Source organism: Sulfurimonas limnophila (assembly GCF_059705345.1).
Genome location: NZ_AP046127.1, coordinates 1,898,743 through 1,915,132, shown reverse-complemented (window position 1 = coordinate 1,915,132; position 16,390 = coordinate 1,898,743). Strand labels below are relative to the sequence as shown.

The window sequence follows — 16,390 nt, the reverse complement described above, 5'->3', positions numbered from 1 at the left end:
ACAACATGCAACACTCATTTTTTATGCAAAAAGCTATCAAAGAGGCTTTTATAGGGCTTTTAAAGAGTCATGGCGGACCTTTTGGCGCAGTTATTGTAAAGAGTGGCAAAATCATAGCAAAAGCACACAATCAGGTTCTAAAAAACAGTGACCCAACTGCTCACGCAGAGATACAAGCGATAAGAAAAGCCTCAAAGAAACTTCAAACTTTTGATTTAAGCGGATGTGCAATCTACACTACATGTATGCCATGCCCAATGTGTCTTGGCGCTATAAAATGGGCAAATATCAAAACTGTTTTTTATGGCGCCTCAAGCAAAGACGCCGATGATATAGGCTTTAGAGATAAAGATTTTTACGAAAAAGAGTTTTTGGAGTTCAAGCAGATAGCAAGAGAGGAGTGTTTAAAACCTTTTGTTGCGTGGAGTGCCAAAGAGGATAGGGTTACCTACTGATGACGCAAAGGAAAAAACGCCCAATTTGATGGCGTCGATGCTCCAAAAAACAGCTTGAGAGGTTTTGACTATAACGACAAAGTTGTCAAACTAGCCCAAGGTGCCAAGATTATAAATATGGAAGATTTGTATGATGAATCTGGTAAAAAAGTATGCTAAAATACTATCTTTCGTAAGTACAAGGAGTAAAAAATGCAAATGGTAGGTATAAAAGAGCTTCAAACAAACCCTGCTATCCTCACAAAAGCACTAGAGGCACATGAATATGCGATGATAACCAAAAGAAGTACGCCCATAGGGGTAGTGGTCTCTTTTGATGATGTTATCCTCTCTCACGGACTTAAAACTTCCATTTTGCTAGATGGCTACAAAAGTGGCAATCTCTCTTTGGGACAGCTTGCCACTAGTCTTGATATGCCAAAAGAAAAAGTGATGAAGATGCTTTCTCTTTTGGGGCTGGATGTTGTTGAGTACAATTTTAGCGATGATATGAAGAATTTAGATAGTTTTGTATGATTGTCGTCTCGGATAGTACAACTCTCATCATACTCTCAGATCTTCATAAACTTACATATCTTACAAATCTTTTTGATAAAATCATCTTGCCAAACGCAGTGTTTAAGGAGATAAACTATAAAAAAACACCTGTTCTGCCTGATGGTTTTGAAGTTGTTGATTGTGTAAAAGACGAGCTGTTTGAGACTCTTTGTCAACTTCTTGACTCTGGAGAAAGTGAAGCTATTGCTTTGGCAAAAGAGAGAAATCTTCCGCTTGTTATCGATGAGAAAAAAGGGCGAAAAATAGCCAAAAATATGGAATTAAAAATTATTGGGCTTTTGGGTGTTCTCTATCTCAATATAAAAAAAAGTTTTTTATCACAAGAACAAGCAGAAGAGTTTTTACAACAAGCTAAAGAAAACGGATACAGAATCTCGCAAAAGCTAATAGACGAGATGTTTGAAAGTTTAAGGATAAAATAAAATGATAATCTACATACACGGTTTTGGCGGAAGCGGCGAGGGAAATAAGGCACGGGCATTTAGAGAACATTTTAGAGCTAAAGGCGTAGGATTTATAGCCCCCACGCTCTCTTATAACCCAGAACTTGCCATAAAAACGCTTGATGAGCTTATAGACTCCTACAAAGAGGATGTTTTTCTTATCGGTGCATCGCTTGGAGGATTTTACACGCTCTATCTTTCTCAAAAAAAGTTTGTGAAAAAAGCTGTGGTTATCAACCCATCCATTACACCTTGGAGTACTTTGCAAAGAGCGGTGGGTTATGCTCCGAATTTTTATGATGAGAGCTGCTACAAGTGGTGTGAAACTCATCTTGAGATACTGAAAAACTATGAGACAAAAGAGCTTCAGAGAGAAAAACTCTTTCTTTTACTGCAAAAAGGCGATGAGCTTTTAAACCCACAGGACGCTCTGACAAAGCTTGAGGGATGTAAAATAGTCGTAGAAGAGGGCGGTAACCACGGTTTTGAGGGCATAGAGAGACACTTTGAAGAGATAGAAAAGTTTTTTGAGAATTGATGAATGTTTATAGGCAGAGATACTCTTAAAAAACGAGCCATTATCCATGAAAACAGTGATGAATTTTTCTATGACGATGACATAAAATATCTATTTAGCGACATAACTTCACACTACCATAGTGAAACAAGCCACTATACAAACAGCGTCTATCAGGGAACTTCACTGCTAGTTACTGTTACATTTTTAGACGTAGAGAAGCCCTACCGCATAGAGATAGACAGCAACAAAGAGGCTAAGTATAAGAGTGTCTATCTCCTCTCTTTTGCCATCGCAGCTTACAGAGCAAAGATCCTGCGCAAGGCATTTGAAGAGGGGTGTGAGGTGCGCTTTGCGACTTTAGATGTTTTTGGCATCGTTATAAAAGAGGGCGATATGTTTTTGGAGTACCCAAATAAAACCCCCATCAAAGTAGAAAAAATCCTCCAAAGCCACGACAAAAGAGGTTTAGAGTTTATAGCGCAAGAGACAAAAGAGCGCATAAATCTCAACTCCATCTCAGACAAGGTGGTGTTTTTAGAACTCTCTTCTCAAGTTCTCCCGCTGGAAGAAAAATCTCTTTCACTCATCCAAAAAGCCCTACAAACCATAACACCCATCGCCAGAAAACTCTACCTGCTCTATATCACCACCTTTGGCACGGCTTACTTTTTAGGGCGCTTTTGTTGTGAAGATATACCAGTAAACGGCTGGAGCGAGACGGGAGCTATTTTACTCATCTTTACAGCGATAATGTACACGCTTATGCACTTTTTTATCGTACCTCATGAGATAGAGAAGAGAGAGAAAGAGATGGATAATCTTGTTAGTTGAGTCTTGTATAAATACAATATAACGCAAAATATAACGCTTCTAAGTTATACTTTTCTCATTTCAAGCTAAGAGAGTGCAGATGTTAAATGTATTGATAATTGAAGATAATCCAATTATTGCAATGGACGTTAAAAGTATCGTCGATGAGATGGAGGATTTTGTCGGGTATATTGTCTCTGATATGCCCTCCGCTCTAAAGTTAGCCGATAAGCACCCGATTCATCTTGTTATATCCGATATTGAGATAAAAGGTTCGGCGGATGGTATTGAAACTGCAAAAATGCTTCAAACACTATATCTTACTCCTGTTTTGTTTCTCACTTCATATCACGATAAGGCAACACTTGAACGTGCCGCCCAAGTTAATTTTTCAGGGTACTTGCTAAAACCGTTCAACGAAGATGAGCTCATAGCAGGGCTAAAGCTGTGCGCTCTAAAAATCAAAGCGCGACAACTCCCGATAGAAATCGGTGCGGAGTACAGATATGATTTGAAGATGCAGCAGCTGTTTTATCGTAATGAGCCGATACTTCTTACCGCCAAAGAGCATCAGCTTTTTTTACTGCTGCTTCATTCACGCGGACGTATAGTTCCATTTGCCTATATAGATGAAGTCGTCTGGTGCAATCAGAGTGTGAGCGACACTTCACGCCGACAACTTTTTCACCGTCTTAGAGCAAAGGTGGAAAAGCTATCGTTTCAAAGCGTCAAATACGGTGGTTATATGCTTGATTAACTCCATCTCAGAGTAAAACAGCTTCCTTTATCTGTTTTTACGCTCATCGTTCCCCTTAGCTCCTCTTCAACAAGTCTGCGAATCAAGCTCAATCCAAACGAATGTTCACAAGCATCATAGTCAAACCCTTTGCCGTTATCGCACAGAGACAAAACAATCTCTCTCTCATCTTGAGCCAGAGAGATAACGATATGTCCGCCTTTGCCCTCAAATGCGTACTTCATAGCGTTGGTGACAAGCTCATTGATGATAATACCGCAATAGAGCGCTTGTTCGATTCTGATAGGTACTTCTCCTTTGACCGATACGGTTATATTTTGAGCGGTAAAGCTTTTTTGGATTTCGTCTACCAAATCGTGAATATATGGAGATGCTTCAAGATGAGAAAGGTTTTGCTGTGCATAAAGTATCTCATGAATCTTCCCGATAGAGAGGATGTTTTGTTCCGCCTCTTTGAGTAGGATACGCCCCTCTGGCAAGAGGTGTTTTTTGAGTTTGAGGCGATAGAGCGAGACTATAAACTGAAGATTATTTTTGACCCGATGGTGAAGTTCTCGGATGAGGAGTTGTTTGGTGTTAAGCGCCACAGTAAGTGCTTTTGTATGGTTTAGCTTTTTAGCAAGAACAGTGGAGAAAAGCAGCGCTTCAAATGTGATGGAAATCTCATAAAAGTACCAGTAGTCGCCATCGCTGAGATAAATCCCCATGTTGTAGAGCAAAAAGAAAAATTGACCAAGTGCATTAACGCCCCAGCCTATCAAAAAGTAGAGACTGTTTTCGTGCTTTTTTATAAAAAGAAAGAGTGCGACACAGAAGATAAAAGCCGTAGCAAACAGTCCTGCATAAATAAGCATATCAAGAAGATAAAACGCATCACAGGAGAGAAGCATAAGTAAAACAGCGATGGCGATTTGTATTTTGAGCATCAAATCAATTTTGGCATACTCTTTGATTGACATAAACTCACGCACAAACAATAAGGTAAATATAAGAGCAAACCCGATGTAGTAAATGCCAAGATATGCATCTGTTTTAATTATGTCTAGTAGCTCTTGCGCGGTGTAAAAAAGCCCAAACAGATGCATATTCATCCCCGTGTAGGAGATATGATTGTAAGTGATAAAAAAAGTGGCAAGCACATAAAAAAGATAAACTCTCTCTAGTGTAAACAAAAACAGAATCAGATTGTAGATGATAAGCGTAGCCAATGCGGCAAGAGAGGCACCTTGAATCAGCTGTTGCGTGAGCGATTTTTGCCACACTATATCTTTTGTGCTTAGATGCAGATGAAAGTTGGTACTGCATGAGTTGGAGAGCACTCTTAGATGATAACTCTGTGAGCTGTTGGGCTGCAACACAACAGGAAAATAAAAATCCAAAATCCCCTCAAATATAGGAAGAGACAACAAACCCGCACTTTGAGTGCTTCCATCGGATGAGTAAAGAGTAATAGAGTCAAGTATGGGGTTGTCGATGTGAAGCACCCTCTCTATAGGTTTGTCGGAACTGTTTTTGAGGCTAAAGCGCACCCATAGAGCTTCGTTTGTCGTATAACCGTTGTTGATGCAGGAGTGTGTAAATGCGCTAAAGTGTTCAGGATGCAAAAGCAGTGCATCAATGGTCTGTTTCGCACCTTTGTCTATAAAAACCTCAGAGTTTTCAAGCAGTGAAACATCCGCCTCATTGGGGTAAATGTCGATAGTTTTTGCATTGGCAAAAAAGCCTAAAAAAAGAGACAACAGCAGTGAGCAAAAGAGTCGAGTTTCAAATTTCATACCGTAATAGTAGCAATTTTTTTATAAAAAACTAAAAATTACAAAATATAACGCTAAATATAACGATGATGCTTTAGACTAAAAAAAAGAGTTTAAAGGATAAAAATATGAAAAAAAACAGATTGCAGATTTCCATGGCGGCATCGTTGATACTCATATCTTCTCATCTTGTTGCCGCATCTATGGACGGGTTGGGGGATTTGACTGGAGGCGCATATTATAGTCATGCAAGTGGTGTGAGTGCCGATGGAAGCGTAGTAGCTGGGTCAAGTAATTTCACTGATGGGAGCCAAGCATTTCGCTGGACAGAAGCTGATGGTATGGTCGGTCTTGGGGATTTGGCTGGTGGTGAATATTACAGCTGGACTCATGGTATTAGTGCTGATGGAAGCGTAATAGTTGGAGATAGTAGCTCAGCTAATGGATATGAAGCATTTCGCTGGACACAATCTGGCGGTATGGTCGGTCTTGGGGATTTGGCTGGTGGAGGTTTTAATAGTCAGGCATATGCGGTCAATGCAGATGGAAGTGTAGTAGTTGGAGAAGGTGAATCAGCTAATGGTGACGAAGCATTTCGCTGGACAGAAGCTGATGGTATGGTAGGTCTTGGGGATTTGGCTGGCGGAGGTTTTGATAGTATCGCGTATGGTGTAAGTGCAGATGGAAGCGTAATAGTTGGAGATAGCGACTCCGCTAATGGACGGGAAGCATTTCGCTGGACACAAGCTGATGGCATGGCGGGGCTTGGAGATTTGGCTGGTGGAGATTTTTATAGTCGGGCGCGTGCGGTCAATGCAGATGGAAGTGTAGTTGTTGGAGAAGGTGAATCCGCTAATGGATATGAAGCATTTCGCTGGACACAATCTGGCGGTATGCTGGGACTTGGGGATTTGGCTGGTGGAGGTTTTTATAGTCAGGCTTTTGGAGTTAATGCAGATGGAAGTGTAGTAGTTGGAGAAAGTGACTCAGCCAATGGGTATGAAGCATTTCGCTGGACAGAAGAAAAAGGGATGCAGTCTTTAGGCGAATGGCTATTAGAGGGTGGCTATACCCTTACAGATTGGAGCAATACTGCAGCGTTAGGCGTAAGTGCCGATGGGAATGTAGTAGTTGGACAAGGTGTCTCAGTCAATGGCATAGAAGCATTTATAGCACGAGGAGGAAGCGGACTTTTGGGGCTTAACACACTTGCAAACTCTTTGGCAAGTGTGAGCAACATCGCTACGCAAGGGGAGCTTTTGGCACAAACGGCACTGCACGGAGCGCACGGACACCCTGGAGCCAACAGAGCCATAGACGACAAGTACTTTATGTGGCTTGCAGGAGACTATGCACACGACAACAGATATGATTCAAAAGATGACTTTTATCTCGCCGAAGTCGGAGTAGGATACAGCTACAACAAAGATATAAAATACTCCATAGCCTATGGAAGAAGCACTGGAGAGAGCGACCTTTTGTATGATGGTAAAAATGAGGCAGAGGGTTACTATGTAGCACTTGACACAGACATAAAGCTCCCCGTTTCAATCCCGCTGTATGCAACACTTACATATCTTTACGGAAAAAATGATTTGGACTTAAAAAGAGGCTATGAAAATGCGGGAACGCTTGATGCCTCTTATGCCAACGCCAACCAGAGCATCCAAGCTTTTAAAGCAAGACTTCAGTGGCACGCACTCCAAGAGTGGCTTCTTCCTTATGTAGAGTACAACCATGCCAAAATCAAAACAGACGCCTACACCGAAACAAGCGGAGGATTTCCTGCCCATTTTGATGCCAACAACGAGAGTATTACCGATTACCGCTACGGTTTTGACTCCAACTTTAAACTCAATGAAAACAACAAAATCATTACTACTTTAGAGGGTATCCACCGCAAAGACGCTCAAGCAAGTAGCATCAGTGGAGAACTAATCGGTTTACAGGCATTTACTATGAACGCTCAAAACTACGACCAAAACTGGATGAGAGCAACCGTTGGCGTTGAGAGCATATTTGACATAGGAAGATTTACGCTAACACTAAACAGCGCAACAAAAGGCGCCGACCCACAATTCTGGGGCGGAGTGAACTATACTGTAGGGTTTTAAAAAAAAGTAAAAAAATAAACTTCCTTGCAACAAGCCCGACTGCAAGGAAAATCTAGGGCAAATTTACATAAGGAAAGATAGATGAAAAATATGGTTTTAGGAGTGATCGCAACAGCGATGATGGTTTCATTCGTGTATGCAGATGAATATACTTTGCAAGGCGACAGCGTGTATTATGGCAATTCAAAAATAGCGGATTTAGAGTATTCATACGGCTGGAAAGTACTTTGTGCAAAAGGTCGAAATTACGGTACGGTCAGATTGCTAAACGGCGATAAAAAACATGCCGCTCAAGTAGCTATCAGCGAATGCAAGAAATAGCAGCAACAGAGAGATTATGAAAAGATAATATAAGGATTGTTGTGTAAGTTATCAACGATGAAGCGATTATCGAAGATATAGGCTTTAGAGGAGATGTTTATAAATAGTTGCAAATTTAGCAATATACAAAAAATGTTACTTTTTACCATTTTGCATACACTTAAACATAGATATTTTTAAATGTTTGTAAATCATCACAGTGGTGTAGGTTAAAATAGCGATATTTGTAAAAGAAGCAAGAGCGTGTGTAACTAGTAATGTAAACAAGGAGTTAAATATGGTTGAGTGGATAAGTGCGGGTGCAAATGTAGGTATGCTTGTTGTTACAATAATATTAGCAATGATTGCATCAAAAGCTTTGGGGCAAATCGAAGAGATGAAAACTCAAAACAAAAATGATGCAGTGGATCAGCTCTATACTAGAATGTTTGAGCATCCTAAATCTCTGGAGTATTTATTAGACACAAAACACGGAGTTCAAGGAATTATAATTTTAGAAATGTATGCTGATTTTATTGAACAGATTGTGCTTCAACTGGATTTATTGCCAGATGATGTAAAGACTGTTTGGAAATCATATGTAAACAAACTTGTAAATGATTATCCTGCTTTAGCGAGATATATAAAAACAAACAATGAGTCATTAACAAAGAAAATTGAAAAAATCTCAGAAAGTATAAAAAATCATAAGGAAGCAAAATGAAACTATGGTTAATAGTAGCTGGTTTAATTGGTCTTGTTTTAACGCTTAATGCTGAAATCGTAAGTAAAAATGGTCTCGCAACCGATAGTGCAACAGGTTTAATGTGGCAGGATGATGTTAATGCAAAAGAAATGATAGAAAATCAGGATAGAGCAAAAGCTTATTGTGAAAATCTAACTCTAAGTGGATATAGTGATTGGAGATTGCCAAATATCTATGAGCTTACGACACTCCTTGATAATACAAAATCAAGAGAACCTTATGTGATAGACGGAATACAGAACCTCAAATCTAGTGGTTATAAGTCTTCTACTACATCCTCAGAATGGGCGAACGCTATGTGGATTACCATTTTCTATTTTGGGAGCAATTCTGTGGATAGTGCAAAACTTGGCGCTCGTGTGCGTTGTGTTAGAGCTGGACAACTAAACTTTGATGATTTGGTTATTTTGAAAAATAGAGACAAACTAAAAGTGAGTCAAGAAAATATAGATAAAATTTCTCCAAAAAAAGATTTAGAAGAACAAAAGCGTAGAGCCCAAGAGCAAGAAAGTATAAACAGGCTTTATAATCTTCCGAAAAATATCGGCGATAAAGTTTGTAACAAGATGGAGACATGCGGTCTTTTTGGTTGTGATTCGTATGAAGTATCGGCATTTGTTGAAGGTAAAAGCGGTGACCGTATCCAGATTCGCATTGCAGACCCAAAAGTGATGAGAAGCTATCAAGGTGTTGATATTTACAAAGGGTCGATTCTTTGGGATCAGTACAACAACTGGAAATCGTGTAACTAGAAACTCATGGTATCCTTTGAAATGAGGTGCTTGTGCAAGCAAAGAGTAAGATAATGAACAAATCTAAAGAGCGTAGCGCCGAAGAGATATATTGTAATCCAAACACCCCAAAAGGGAAGAAAACTATATCGACTACTAAAATGCTATCTATCGGTATTGTCTGATGGACTTTTTTACGGTGAAGTGATTCCTGATGAAAATGAATTTATCAAGCAAAAATGTGATACGGCAGGTCTTTTTGATGTTTTTGAAAATATCAATTTAACCTACTTAATGCTATAATCGTTTAATTAGTTTTACTATTTGGAGTAAAAATTGAAAAACCTTTTAAATAATCTTTTTGAACTTTCTCATCAAAAAATACAAAATCAAAAAGAGTCGTATCACCGTTTTTTGTTTGATGTGATGGTTCATGGTAACTCAAAATTTAGCGGTATTTATGGTTCAAGAGGTGTTGGAAAAACTACGCTTTTGTTGCAACTTGCTACTTCTTTTAAACTCAAAAGTGATGAACTGCTTTATATCTCGTGTGACCATCCACTCTTGGCGGGAGTCTCACTTTTTGAGCTGACACAAGAGTTTAGCAAGTATGGGGGAAAATGTATCTTGATAGATGAGGTACATGAAGCCCTAAACTTTGAGCAAGAGCTTAAGGGTATTTATGATTTTTTAGATATCAAAGTGCTTTTTTCAGGCTCTAGTGCTATCAAACTAACAAACCCCTCATTTGCAAGACGCTACGCTATGCATCACTTACCAATACTCTCATTTAAAGAGTATTTGGAGCTGAGTTTACATACAACACTTCAAAGCTACACTTTAGAAGATATCATCTCAAATCATAGTGACATTGCCAACACAATTTTACAAGAACTTGGCGATGAAAAAGTCCTCAAACACTTTGAGGAGTACTTAAAAATCGGGGCATATCCATTTTACTTTGAAAACAAGCAAAACTATACACAAATGGTACTCGATACTATCAATACTATTTTATACGCGGATTTAGGCTCACTTTATAATATAAGCGGAGAAAAAATTATAGTACTTCGCAAACTACTAACTTCCATTTGTGTTTCAAATCCACTAGAGTTAAGCGTGGAAGCACTTGCACAAAAAGTGGGTACTTCAAAGGTTACTTTATATAAATATATAGAGTTGCTTCATAAAGCTGAACTTCTTAGACATGTAGTTTTTGAGGGCAAAAGGTTTAAATCACTTCAAAAACCGGATAAGCTTTATCTTGCCAATACAACTCTTTTCTCGAGTTTATGCATGGAACCAAAGATAGGCACTATAAGAGAGAGTTTTTTTGCTTCACAAGTAAGTGTCAAAAGTTCGCTTTATTATGTAGATAGAGGAGACTTTTTAGTAGATGAGAAGTACACGGTAGAGATTGGTGGGAAAAACAAAAGTTTTGAGCAAATCAAAGATATACAAAACAGTTTTATAGCTGCGGATGAGATAGAAATGGGATTTAAAAATAAAATTCCACTTTGGCTATTTGGGTTTTTATATTAAATAGAAGAAAATAAAATACTATTTTTTTGCAGATAATTTTAGAAGATTTTAAATCAAGGGATTATGATGAAACTTTGAGTAGCGTTAATGCTTATGAGTATTGGCTCTTTCGTTGGGGTCTCCATGGAACTCTTTGCCATAAGCATCGCTTGTGGTTCATACATGACAGAGGAGCTTGTGTGAACCTTTATCTTTTTTTAGAATTTGGGCGTACTCTTTTTTTCAATAATGTATCAAAATTCGTAATATTGCCGTAACCCATCAGTAATGGATTTGTAATAATTATGGAGCAAAATTTCACATATTTAAAATACCAAGAGGGATTTATATGGAAACTTTTTTTACGCACGTTTTTACAAGATTGACAAAACACTACAATTTGAAAAAAGAGGAAGCACAAGAGATGCTCAACGATGAGTGGGCGTATGTGGAGAGTGCTTACGATGATGGCAAGATAAGCCCAGAGGACGTTGCAAGAGAACTTGTTTGTATCTACATGGTGGCGTAAAATGGCTGTAAGTGTAGAGAACTATTTTAACCATAACTACCCCTCTTTTGCAAAGATGCCATCTTTGTTTCGTCAGGGTGTTATTGCACTATTTAAAAATATTTTTCATGAAAATGAGATTAATGATGTTTTGAAGAAAAATAGACATCTTGATGCGTTTGATTTTATAGAGTTCGTGCTTGAGTACTTTAGTATCGACATCACCATCAACAAAAACCAGCTCTTAAGAATTCCTTCTTATGGAAGAGTCGTTATCATAGCAAACCACCCGCTTGGTGCGCTTGATTCACTCGCACTCTTAAATGTCATCAAAGAGATTCGCAAAGATGTCAAGATAGTAGCTTCAAATTTTTTGAGCGAATTTAAAAATCTCGACTCCATCCTTATCCCCATCGAAAATGTCAAAGGCAAACTCCAAAGAGAGTCCGTAAATGCCATCTACGATGCGCTTAACAAAGAGCAGGCAGTTATCATATTTCCATCTGGGGAAGTAAGCCGTGCCAGACCAAACGGCATAAAAGATACAAAATGGAAAAAGGGATTTTTAACCGTTGCACAAAATACAGAATCACCCATACTTCCCATATATATAGATGCAAAAAACTCAAAAACTTTCTATCTTCTCTCTATGATAAACAAATCTTTGGCGACCGCAACTATCCCGCATGAGATGTTTAAATACTATAACAAAAACATAGCGTTTCACATCGGTAAAAGCATCCCTTATGAGAGCTACTATGCCCCAAATATCGACATCAACAACAGAGTGAAACTTCTACGTAAACATTTCTATAAAGTTGCAAAAAAAGAGAAAGGTATCTTTAAAACATACAACGGTATAGCCCTTGCGCAAAACAGACAAGAGATAAAAAAAGAGCTTGAAAATGCCAAAGAGATTGGCGAGACGACAGATGGCAAAAAGATTTATATATATGCAAATGCCGATGAGAACGTACTTATAAAAGAGATTGGGCGTCTGCGAGAGATAAGCTTTCGTCAGGTAAAAGAGGGTAGCGGAAAACAGAGAGATGTAGATGATTTTGACTACTGCTATGAGCATATTATCCTCTGGGATGAGAAAGATTTGGAGATAGTAGGCTCTTACAGGATTGTAAAATCAAGCGAAATGGTGGAAGCGTACGGTGTTGATGGCCTTTACACTTCAACACTTTTTGATTTTAAAGAGGAGTTTGACCCCTGCCTTGCCTCTTCTATAGAGCTAGGACGCAGTTTTGTCCAACCCAAATACTGGAACTCAAGAGCGCTTGATTACCTCTGGCAGGGTATCGGAGCATATCTTAGAGTCAACCGTGATATCAAATATATGTTTGGAGCAGTTAGTATCCCAAATACCTATAGCGATGAAGCAATTGCACTTTTAATTTATTTTTATAAAAACTACTTTAGCCCAAAATACAAAAGCGTTGAGCATCGTGAGAGTTACACTCTTGCAGAATCAAAGAAACGGAAGTTTGATGAACTCTTTTTTAAAAATGATTACGCAAAAGATTTGGTTATTCTCAAGCGTGAGCTCTCTCTTATGGGTTATGTTGTTCCAACGTTATATAAGCAGTACAGCGAACTTTGTGAAGATGGTGGCGTTGAATTTATCGATTTTGGCAGAGACAAACATTTTGAAAACTGCATAGATGGATTTTTAGTCGTGGCTATCGATAAAATAAAAAAACAAAAACAGCAACGCTATCTGGAAAGATAGTGTTACAAAAGAGAACTTTGGAGTGAATAGCTCTTAAAAGTGTTTCTCTTTTACGCACTTGCTCCAAATACTTAAAATAATGTGTAGTGTTTCGTAACAACAATTCTCTCAAATTTGATCATAAACTTTTATTTAATACTCTTTTTGCTACAATCCACGTAACTGTTTTCTCTAAAAACATGTATAAATATTTGAGTTAAACGACTTGCGTTTTTATACGTTTTAAAACAATTATAATAGCAAAGGTAGGTTATATGGAGCATGTAGTGACTTCAAATCCGTATTTTGGGGTATTTGTACTATTTCTTTTAACATTTGGTGCATTTACGATGACAACGATTATCGCTCGTTTAGCGAGTCGTGCGTTAGCGGCTAAGAGTAATGAAAAAATCAAATTGTCAGTTTATGAGTGTGGGCCAGAGGTCACAAAACAACCAAATAGAATCTCCCCGCAATTTTATCTATTTGCGCTACTATTTTTACTTTTTGATGTAGAGATTGTCTTCATGTTCCCATGGGCTGTTGATTTTAAACTACTTGGATGGTTTGGTTTTGCTGAGATGTTAATGTTTATACTGCTTTTAACTATCGGTTTTGTTTACGCATGGAAAAAAGGAGCGCTAGAATGGCACAACATAAAATAAATTATACACAAAACGGCGGTTTGCCAGTTGCACTTACAAGTATTGACAAGATTGTAAACTGGGGTCGCTCAAACTCAATCTGGGCTTTGACTTATGGTCTTGCTTGTTGTGGTATTGAGATGATGGCAAGTGGTGCTTCAAGATATGACTTTGACAGATTTGGAACGATTTTTAGAGCATCTCCTCGCCAAGCGGATGTTATGATAGTTGCTGGAACATTGACTAAAAAACATGCTGAGTTTATCAAAAGACTTTATGACCAGATGACTGAACCAAAATGGGTTATATCTATGGGTTCATGCGCAAATACTGGCGGTATGTTTAACACCTATGCAACTGTTCAAGGTGTTGATAGAATCATACCTGTTGATTTGTATCTTCCAGGGTGTGCTCCACGTCCTGAAACTCTTCAGTATGGCGTAATGCTACTACAGAAAAAAATTCGTGCAAACAAAGCGTCTCGTGCGCAAGTAGCTAAAAGGTTGATGTAATGAGAGCTTATAAACCTAAAGATGATGTACAAGCAAAAGCTTACTATACAGATAGATTTTACGTATCTCCTCAAGTTCCAAAATCTCCTGTAGAGAGCGATGAAGTTTTTGCTCATGACTTGGAAGCTATAAAAGCTAAAGTTGAAGTTCTTGACGCATATATTCAAGTAGAGCAGATGGTTGTTTTTATAAATCCTGCCGATAACTATAAAGTACTAGAACTTTTAAGAGATGAGTGCCAATACACGCAACTCTCAGAGATGAGCGCGATTGATTGGTTGGCTACAAAAGGCGGATTTGAAGTTTTTTATCAGATGCTTAGTATGAATAAGCGTAAGCGTATTCGTATAAAGATGTTTATCAACAAAGGTGATGCTGTAAATAGTGTTGAGAAACTTTTCCGCTCTGCTGATTGGTCTGAGAGAGAGATGTTTGATATGTTTGGCATAGAGGCAAACGGACATCCGTTTATGAAGAGAATCCTTATGCCATACGATTGGCAAGGACATCCGCTTTTAAAAACTTATCCTCTGCAAGGCGATGAGTTTGCGGCTTGGTATGAAGTTGATAAAATCTACGGGAAAGAGGCACGTGATATTATCGGGCCTGAACTTCGTGATACTGCAAAAGTTGACAGATATGACAGCGAGAGATTTGCACGACTTGGGTATGAGGTTCCAAAGGGGAGTGTTATTACTGGAGATGAGCCTAAAAATGAAGAGAACTACCAAGAAGAGGGTGGCGTGTTTATGATTAAGAAATTTGATAAAAAAGATTCGGTCGTTGTTGACGATCCTCAAAGATAGGTTGTAATATGCAAGTAAAAAATAGATTAAACCCGTTTTTTGAAAATATCACTTTTGATAGAGAAGATAATGAGATGATTCTAAACTTCGGTCCTCAGCATCCATCTGCTCACGGACAGCTTCGTCTTATGCTTCATCTTCAACAAGAGATGATAGTAAAAGCTCATCCAGATATCGGTTATCTTCACCGCGGTATGGAGAAAATGGCTGAAAACATGATTTATAATGAATTTATGCCTACGACAGACCGTATGGACTACATCGCATCATCTTCAAACAACTATGGCTTTGCCCTAGCAGTTGAGAAATTGATAGGATTAGAAGTGCCTCGCCGTGCAAAAGTTATCCGTATGATGCTTCTTGAGATTAACCGTCTTATGAGCCACCTTTTCTGGTTGGCAACAACGGCGCTTGATATCGGAGCTATGACTGTTTTCCTTTTCGCATTCCGTGAGAGAGAGTATCTAATGGACATCATCGAAGGTTACTGTGGGGCTAGACTTACACATGCTGCTATTCGTATTGGTGGAGTTCCGCTAGATATTCAAGATACTTTTATAGCACAGCTAAAAACATTCCTAGATAAACTTCCTGCAAATATTAAAGATTATGAAGACCTTCTTGACACTAACCGTATCTGGTTAATGAGAATGGAAGAGGTAGGAACTATTTCAAAAGAGATGGCATTATCTTGGGGTTGTACAGGCCCTATGCTTAGAGCTAGTGGTGTTGCTTGGGATTTACGTAAGGAAGAACCATATGAGCTCTACGATGAAGTTGAGTTTAGAGTTCCTTACTCAGACAAGGGCGATAACTTTGCAAGATACCGTATCTATATGGAAGAGATGAGAGAGTCCGCAAAGATTCTTTATCAAACAATTGATATGTATGATAAATGTGTAAAAGATGCTCAGACAGAACTTATGGCTCATGCTCCAAAATATGTATCTGCTTCAAAGCTAGATATTATGACGCAAAACTACTCTTTGATGCAACACTTTGTTTTAGTTACTCAAGGTATGAGACCGCCTGTTGGCGAGGTTTATGTGGCTACTGAATCACCAAAAGGTGAGTTAGGTTTCTATATCAATTCTCAAGGCGGACCATACCCATATAGACTAAAACTGCGTGCACCATCATTTTGGCACACAGGGATTTTAACGGATCTTTTGCCAGGGCATTATATCCCAGATGTTGTATCGATTATCGGTACTACAAATATAGTTTTTGGTGAGGTTGATAGATAATGAAAAGATATGATTTAAGACATTTAAAAGATGGTTTTGAACCTAGAATGAAAGAGATTTTGGGAACTCACAAAGCTGGAGAAGTTGCAATCTTTTTATTTGAAATTGGAGACTTTTCTCCTATTCAAAAATCAGCTGATTTAGTAAAAGAGTGCGGATATGAGTTGCTTAACTCTTTAAAGTTCAACGAAGTCGACTGGACTATCGTTACAAAAAAATAGATAGGA

Annotated in this window: 19 protein-coding genes; 18 read left to right on the top strand and 1 reads right to left on the bottom strand. The window is 38.5% G+C overall.

The genetic code is table 11. The annotated features are described in order from the left end of the window. Positions 1-5: 5 nt before the first annotated feature. The 6 genes from AC6H33_RS09710 (at position 6) to AC6H33_RS09685 (ending at position 3,543) form a co-directional block, all read left to right on the top strand. Positions 6-455, top strand: a complete 450-nt coding sequence (locus tag AC6H33_RS09710) for a nucleoside deaminase (RefSeq protein ID WP_497604686.1) — start codon at positions 6-8, stop codon at positions 453-455. Between the two features lie 192 nt (positions 456-647). Further along, on the top strand, positions 648-971 hold the full coding sequence (locus AC6H33_RS09705) for a hypothetical protein (protein WP_497604685.1): 324 nt from the start codon (positions 648-650) through the stop codon (positions 969-971). Next, positions 968-1,435, top strand: coding sequence for a PIN domain-containing protein (locus AC6H33_RS09700; RefSeq protein WP_497604684.1), 468 nt, complete (start codon positions 968-970; stop codon positions 1,433-1,435). Before AC6H33_RS09705 ends, AC6H33_RS09700 begins: the two co-directional genes overlap by 4 nt. A gap of 1 nt (position 1,436) precedes the next feature. Then, complete coding sequence (locus tag AC6H33_RS09695) at positions 1,437-1,994, top strand: YqiA/YcfP family alpha/beta fold hydrolase (RefSeq protein ID WP_497604683.1); 558 nt, start codon at positions 1,437-1,439, stop codon at positions 1,992-1,994. 3 nt (positions 1,995-1,997) lie between these two features. After that, positions 1,998-2,807 carry a hypothetical protein gene (locus tag AC6H33_RS09690; protein WP_497604682.1) on the top strand — a complete coding sequence of 270 codons (810 nt, stop codon included), beginning with the start codon at positions 1,998-2,000 and terminating at the stop codon, positions 2,805-2,807. 79 nt (positions 2,808-2,886) lie between these two features. After that, positions 2,887-3,543 (top strand): response regulator, encoded by a 657-nt coding sequence (locus AC6H33_RS09685; RefSeq protein ID WP_497604681.1) that lies wholly within the window; start codon positions 2,887-2,889, stop codon positions 3,541-3,543. Here AC6H33_RS09685 and AC6H33_RS09680 read toward each other — a convergent pair. Then, on the bottom strand, positions 3,540-5,318 hold the full coding sequence (locus AC6H33_RS09680; RefSeq protein WP_497604680.1) for a 7TM diverse intracellular signaling domain-containing protein: 1,779 nt from the start codon (positions 5,316-5,318) through the stop codon (positions 3,540-3,542). The two genes, AC6H33_RS09685 and AC6H33_RS09680, sit on opposite strands and share 4 nt — an antisense overlap. Before the next feature lie 107 nt (positions 5,319-5,425). Here AC6H33_RS09680 and AC6H33_RS09675 point away from each other — a divergent pair, with 107 nt between their 5' ends. The 12 genes from AC6H33_RS09675 (at position 5,426) to AC6H33_RS09620 (ending at position 16,384) form a co-directional block, all read left to right on the top strand. Further along, on the top strand, positions 5,426-7,411 hold the full coding sequence (locus AC6H33_RS09675; RefSeq protein ID WP_497604679.1) for a hypothetical protein: 1,986 nt from the start codon (positions 5,426-5,428) through the stop codon (positions 7,409-7,411). 81 nt (positions 7,412-7,492) lie between these two features. Next, entirely contained in the window at positions 7,493-7,732 is a 240-nt protein-coding gene (locus tag AC6H33_RS09670; protein ID WP_497604678.1) for a hypothetical protein, read from the top strand. Between the two features lie 277 nt (positions 7,733-8,009). Next, positions 8,010-8,435, top strand: a complete 426-nt coding sequence (locus AC6H33_RS09665; RefSeq protein ID WP_497604677.1) for a KH domain-containing protein — start codon at positions 8,010-8,012, stop codon at positions 8,433-8,435. Then, entirely contained in the window at positions 8,432-9,229 is a 798-nt protein-coding gene (locus tag AC6H33_RS09660) for an Lcl C-terminal domain-containing protein (RefSeq protein ID WP_497604676.1), read from the top strand. Before AC6H33_RS09665 ends, AC6H33_RS09660 begins: the two co-directional genes overlap by 4 nt. Positions 9,230-9,544: 315 nt before the next feature. Then, positions 9,545-10,750: an ATP-binding protein gene (locus AC6H33_RS09655; protein WP_497604675.1), complete on the top strand. Its 1,206-nt coding sequence runs from the start codon at positions 9,545-9,547 to the stop codon at positions 10,748-10,750. A gap of 328 nt (positions 10,751-11,078) precedes the next feature. Then, complete coding sequence (locus AC6H33_RS09650; protein ID WP_497604674.1) at positions 11,079-11,258, top strand: hypothetical protein; 180 nt, start codon at positions 11,079-11,081, stop codon at positions 11,256-11,258. A 1-nt stretch (position 11,259) separates the two neighbouring features. Continuing rightward, on the top strand, positions 11,260-12,975 hold the full coding sequence (gene olsF / locus AC6H33_RS09645) for a bifunctional ornithine lipid synthase OlsF (RefSeq protein WP_497604673.1): 1,716 nt from the start codon (positions 11,260-11,262) through the stop codon (positions 12,973-12,975). Between the two features lie 254 nt (positions 12,976-13,229). Further along, complete coding sequence (locus AC6H33_RS09640) at positions 13,230-13,619, top strand: NAD(P)H-quinone oxidoreductase subunit 3 (protein ID WP_497604672.1); 390 nt, start codon at positions 13,230-13,232, stop codon at positions 13,617-13,619. Next, positions 13,601-14,110, top strand: coding sequence for a NuoB/complex I 20 kDa subunit family protein (locus AC6H33_RS09635; protein WP_497604671.1), 510 nt, complete (start codon positions 13,601-13,603; stop codon positions 14,108-14,110). Before AC6H33_RS09640 ends, AC6H33_RS09635 begins: the two co-directional genes overlap by 19 nt. After that, on the top strand, positions 14,110-14,916 hold the full coding sequence (locus tag AC6H33_RS09630; RefSeq protein ID WP_497604670.1) for an NADH-quinone oxidoreductase subunit C: 807 nt from the start codon (positions 14,110-14,112) through the stop codon (positions 14,914-14,916). Before AC6H33_RS09635 ends, AC6H33_RS09630 begins: the two co-directional genes overlap by 1 nt. A gap of 8 nt (positions 14,917-14,924) precedes the next feature. Continuing rightward, positions 14,925-16,163, top strand: a complete 1,239-nt coding sequence (gene nuoD / locus AC6H33_RS09625; protein WP_497604669.1) for an NADH dehydrogenase (quinone) subunit D — start codon at positions 14,925-14,927, stop codon at positions 16,161-16,163. Continuing rightward, complete coding sequence (locus AC6H33_RS09620; RefSeq protein WP_497604668.1) at positions 16,163-16,384, top strand: NADH-ubiquinone oxidoreductase subunit E family protein; 222 nt, start codon at positions 16,163-16,165, stop codon at positions 16,382-16,384. Before nuoD ends, AC6H33_RS09620 begins: the two co-directional genes overlap by 1 nt. Positions 16,385-16,390: the final 6 nt, after the last annotated feature.

Coding starts and splice junctions, on each gene's coding strand:
- AC6H33_RS09665 (WP_497604677.1), top strand. CDS start 8,010: ATGGTTGAGTGGATAAGTGCGGGTGCAAATGTAGGTATGCTTGTTGTT.
- AC6H33_RS09700 (WP_497604684.1), top strand. CDS start 968: ATGATTGTCGTCTCGGATAGTACAACTCTCATCATACTCTCAGATCTT.
- AC6H33_RS09705 (WP_497604685.1), top strand. CDS start 648: ATGCAAATGGTAGGTATAAAAGAGCTTCAAACAAACCCTGCTATCCTC.
- AC6H33_RS09680 (WP_497604680.1), bottom strand. CDS start 5,318: ATGAAATTTGAAACTCGACTCTTTTGCTCACTGCTGTTGTCTCTTTTT.
- nuoD (WP_497604669.1), top strand. CDS start 14,925: ATGCAAGTAAAAAATAGATTAAACCCGTTTTTTGAAAATATCACTTTT.
- AC6H33_RS09660 (WP_497604676.1), top strand. CDS start 8,432: ATGAAACTATGGTTAATAGTAGCTGGTTTAATTGGTCTTGTTTTAACG.
- AC6H33_RS09710 (WP_497604686.1), top strand. CDS start 6: ATGCAACACTCATTTTTTATGCAAAAAGCTATCAAAGAGGCTTTTATA.
- AC6H33_RS09630 (WP_497604670.1), top strand. CDS start 14,110: ATGAGAGCTTATAAACCTAAAGATGATGTACAAGCAAAAGCTTACTAT.
- AC6H33_RS09685 (WP_497604681.1), top strand. CDS start 2,887: ATGTTAAATGTATTGATAATTGAAGATAATCCAATTATTGCAATGGAC.
- olsF (WP_497604673.1), top strand. CDS start 11,260: ATGGCTGTAAGTGTAGAGAACTATTTTAACCATAACTACCCCTCTTTT.
- AC6H33_RS09640 (WP_497604672.1), top strand. CDS start 13,230: ATGGAGCATGTAGTGACTTCAAATCCGTATTTTGGGGTATTTGTACTA.
- AC6H33_RS09620 (WP_497604668.1), top strand. CDS start 16,163: ATGAAAAGATATGATTTAAGACATTTAAAAGATGGTTTTGAACCTAGA.
- AC6H33_RS09675 (WP_497604679.1), top strand. CDS start 5,426: ATGAAAAAAAACAGATTGCAGATTTCCATGGCGGCATCGTTGATACTC.
- AC6H33_RS09670 (WP_497604678.1), top strand. CDS start 7,493: ATGAAAAATATGGTTTTAGGAGTGATCGCAACAGCGATGATGGTTTCA.
- AC6H33_RS09695 (WP_497604683.1), top strand. CDS start 1,437: ATGATAATCTACATACACGGTTTTGGCGGAAGCGGCGAGGGAAATAAG.
- AC6H33_RS09650 (WP_497604674.1), top strand. CDS start 11,079: ATGGAAACTTTTTTTACGCACGTTTTTACAAGATTGACAAAACACTAC.
- AC6H33_RS09690 (WP_497604682.1), top strand. CDS start 1,998: ATGTTTATAGGCAGAGATACTCTTAAAAAACGAGCCATTATCCATGAA.
- AC6H33_RS09635 (WP_497604671.1), top strand. CDS start 13,601: ATGGCACAACATAAAATAAATTATACACAAAACGGCGGTTTGCCAGTT.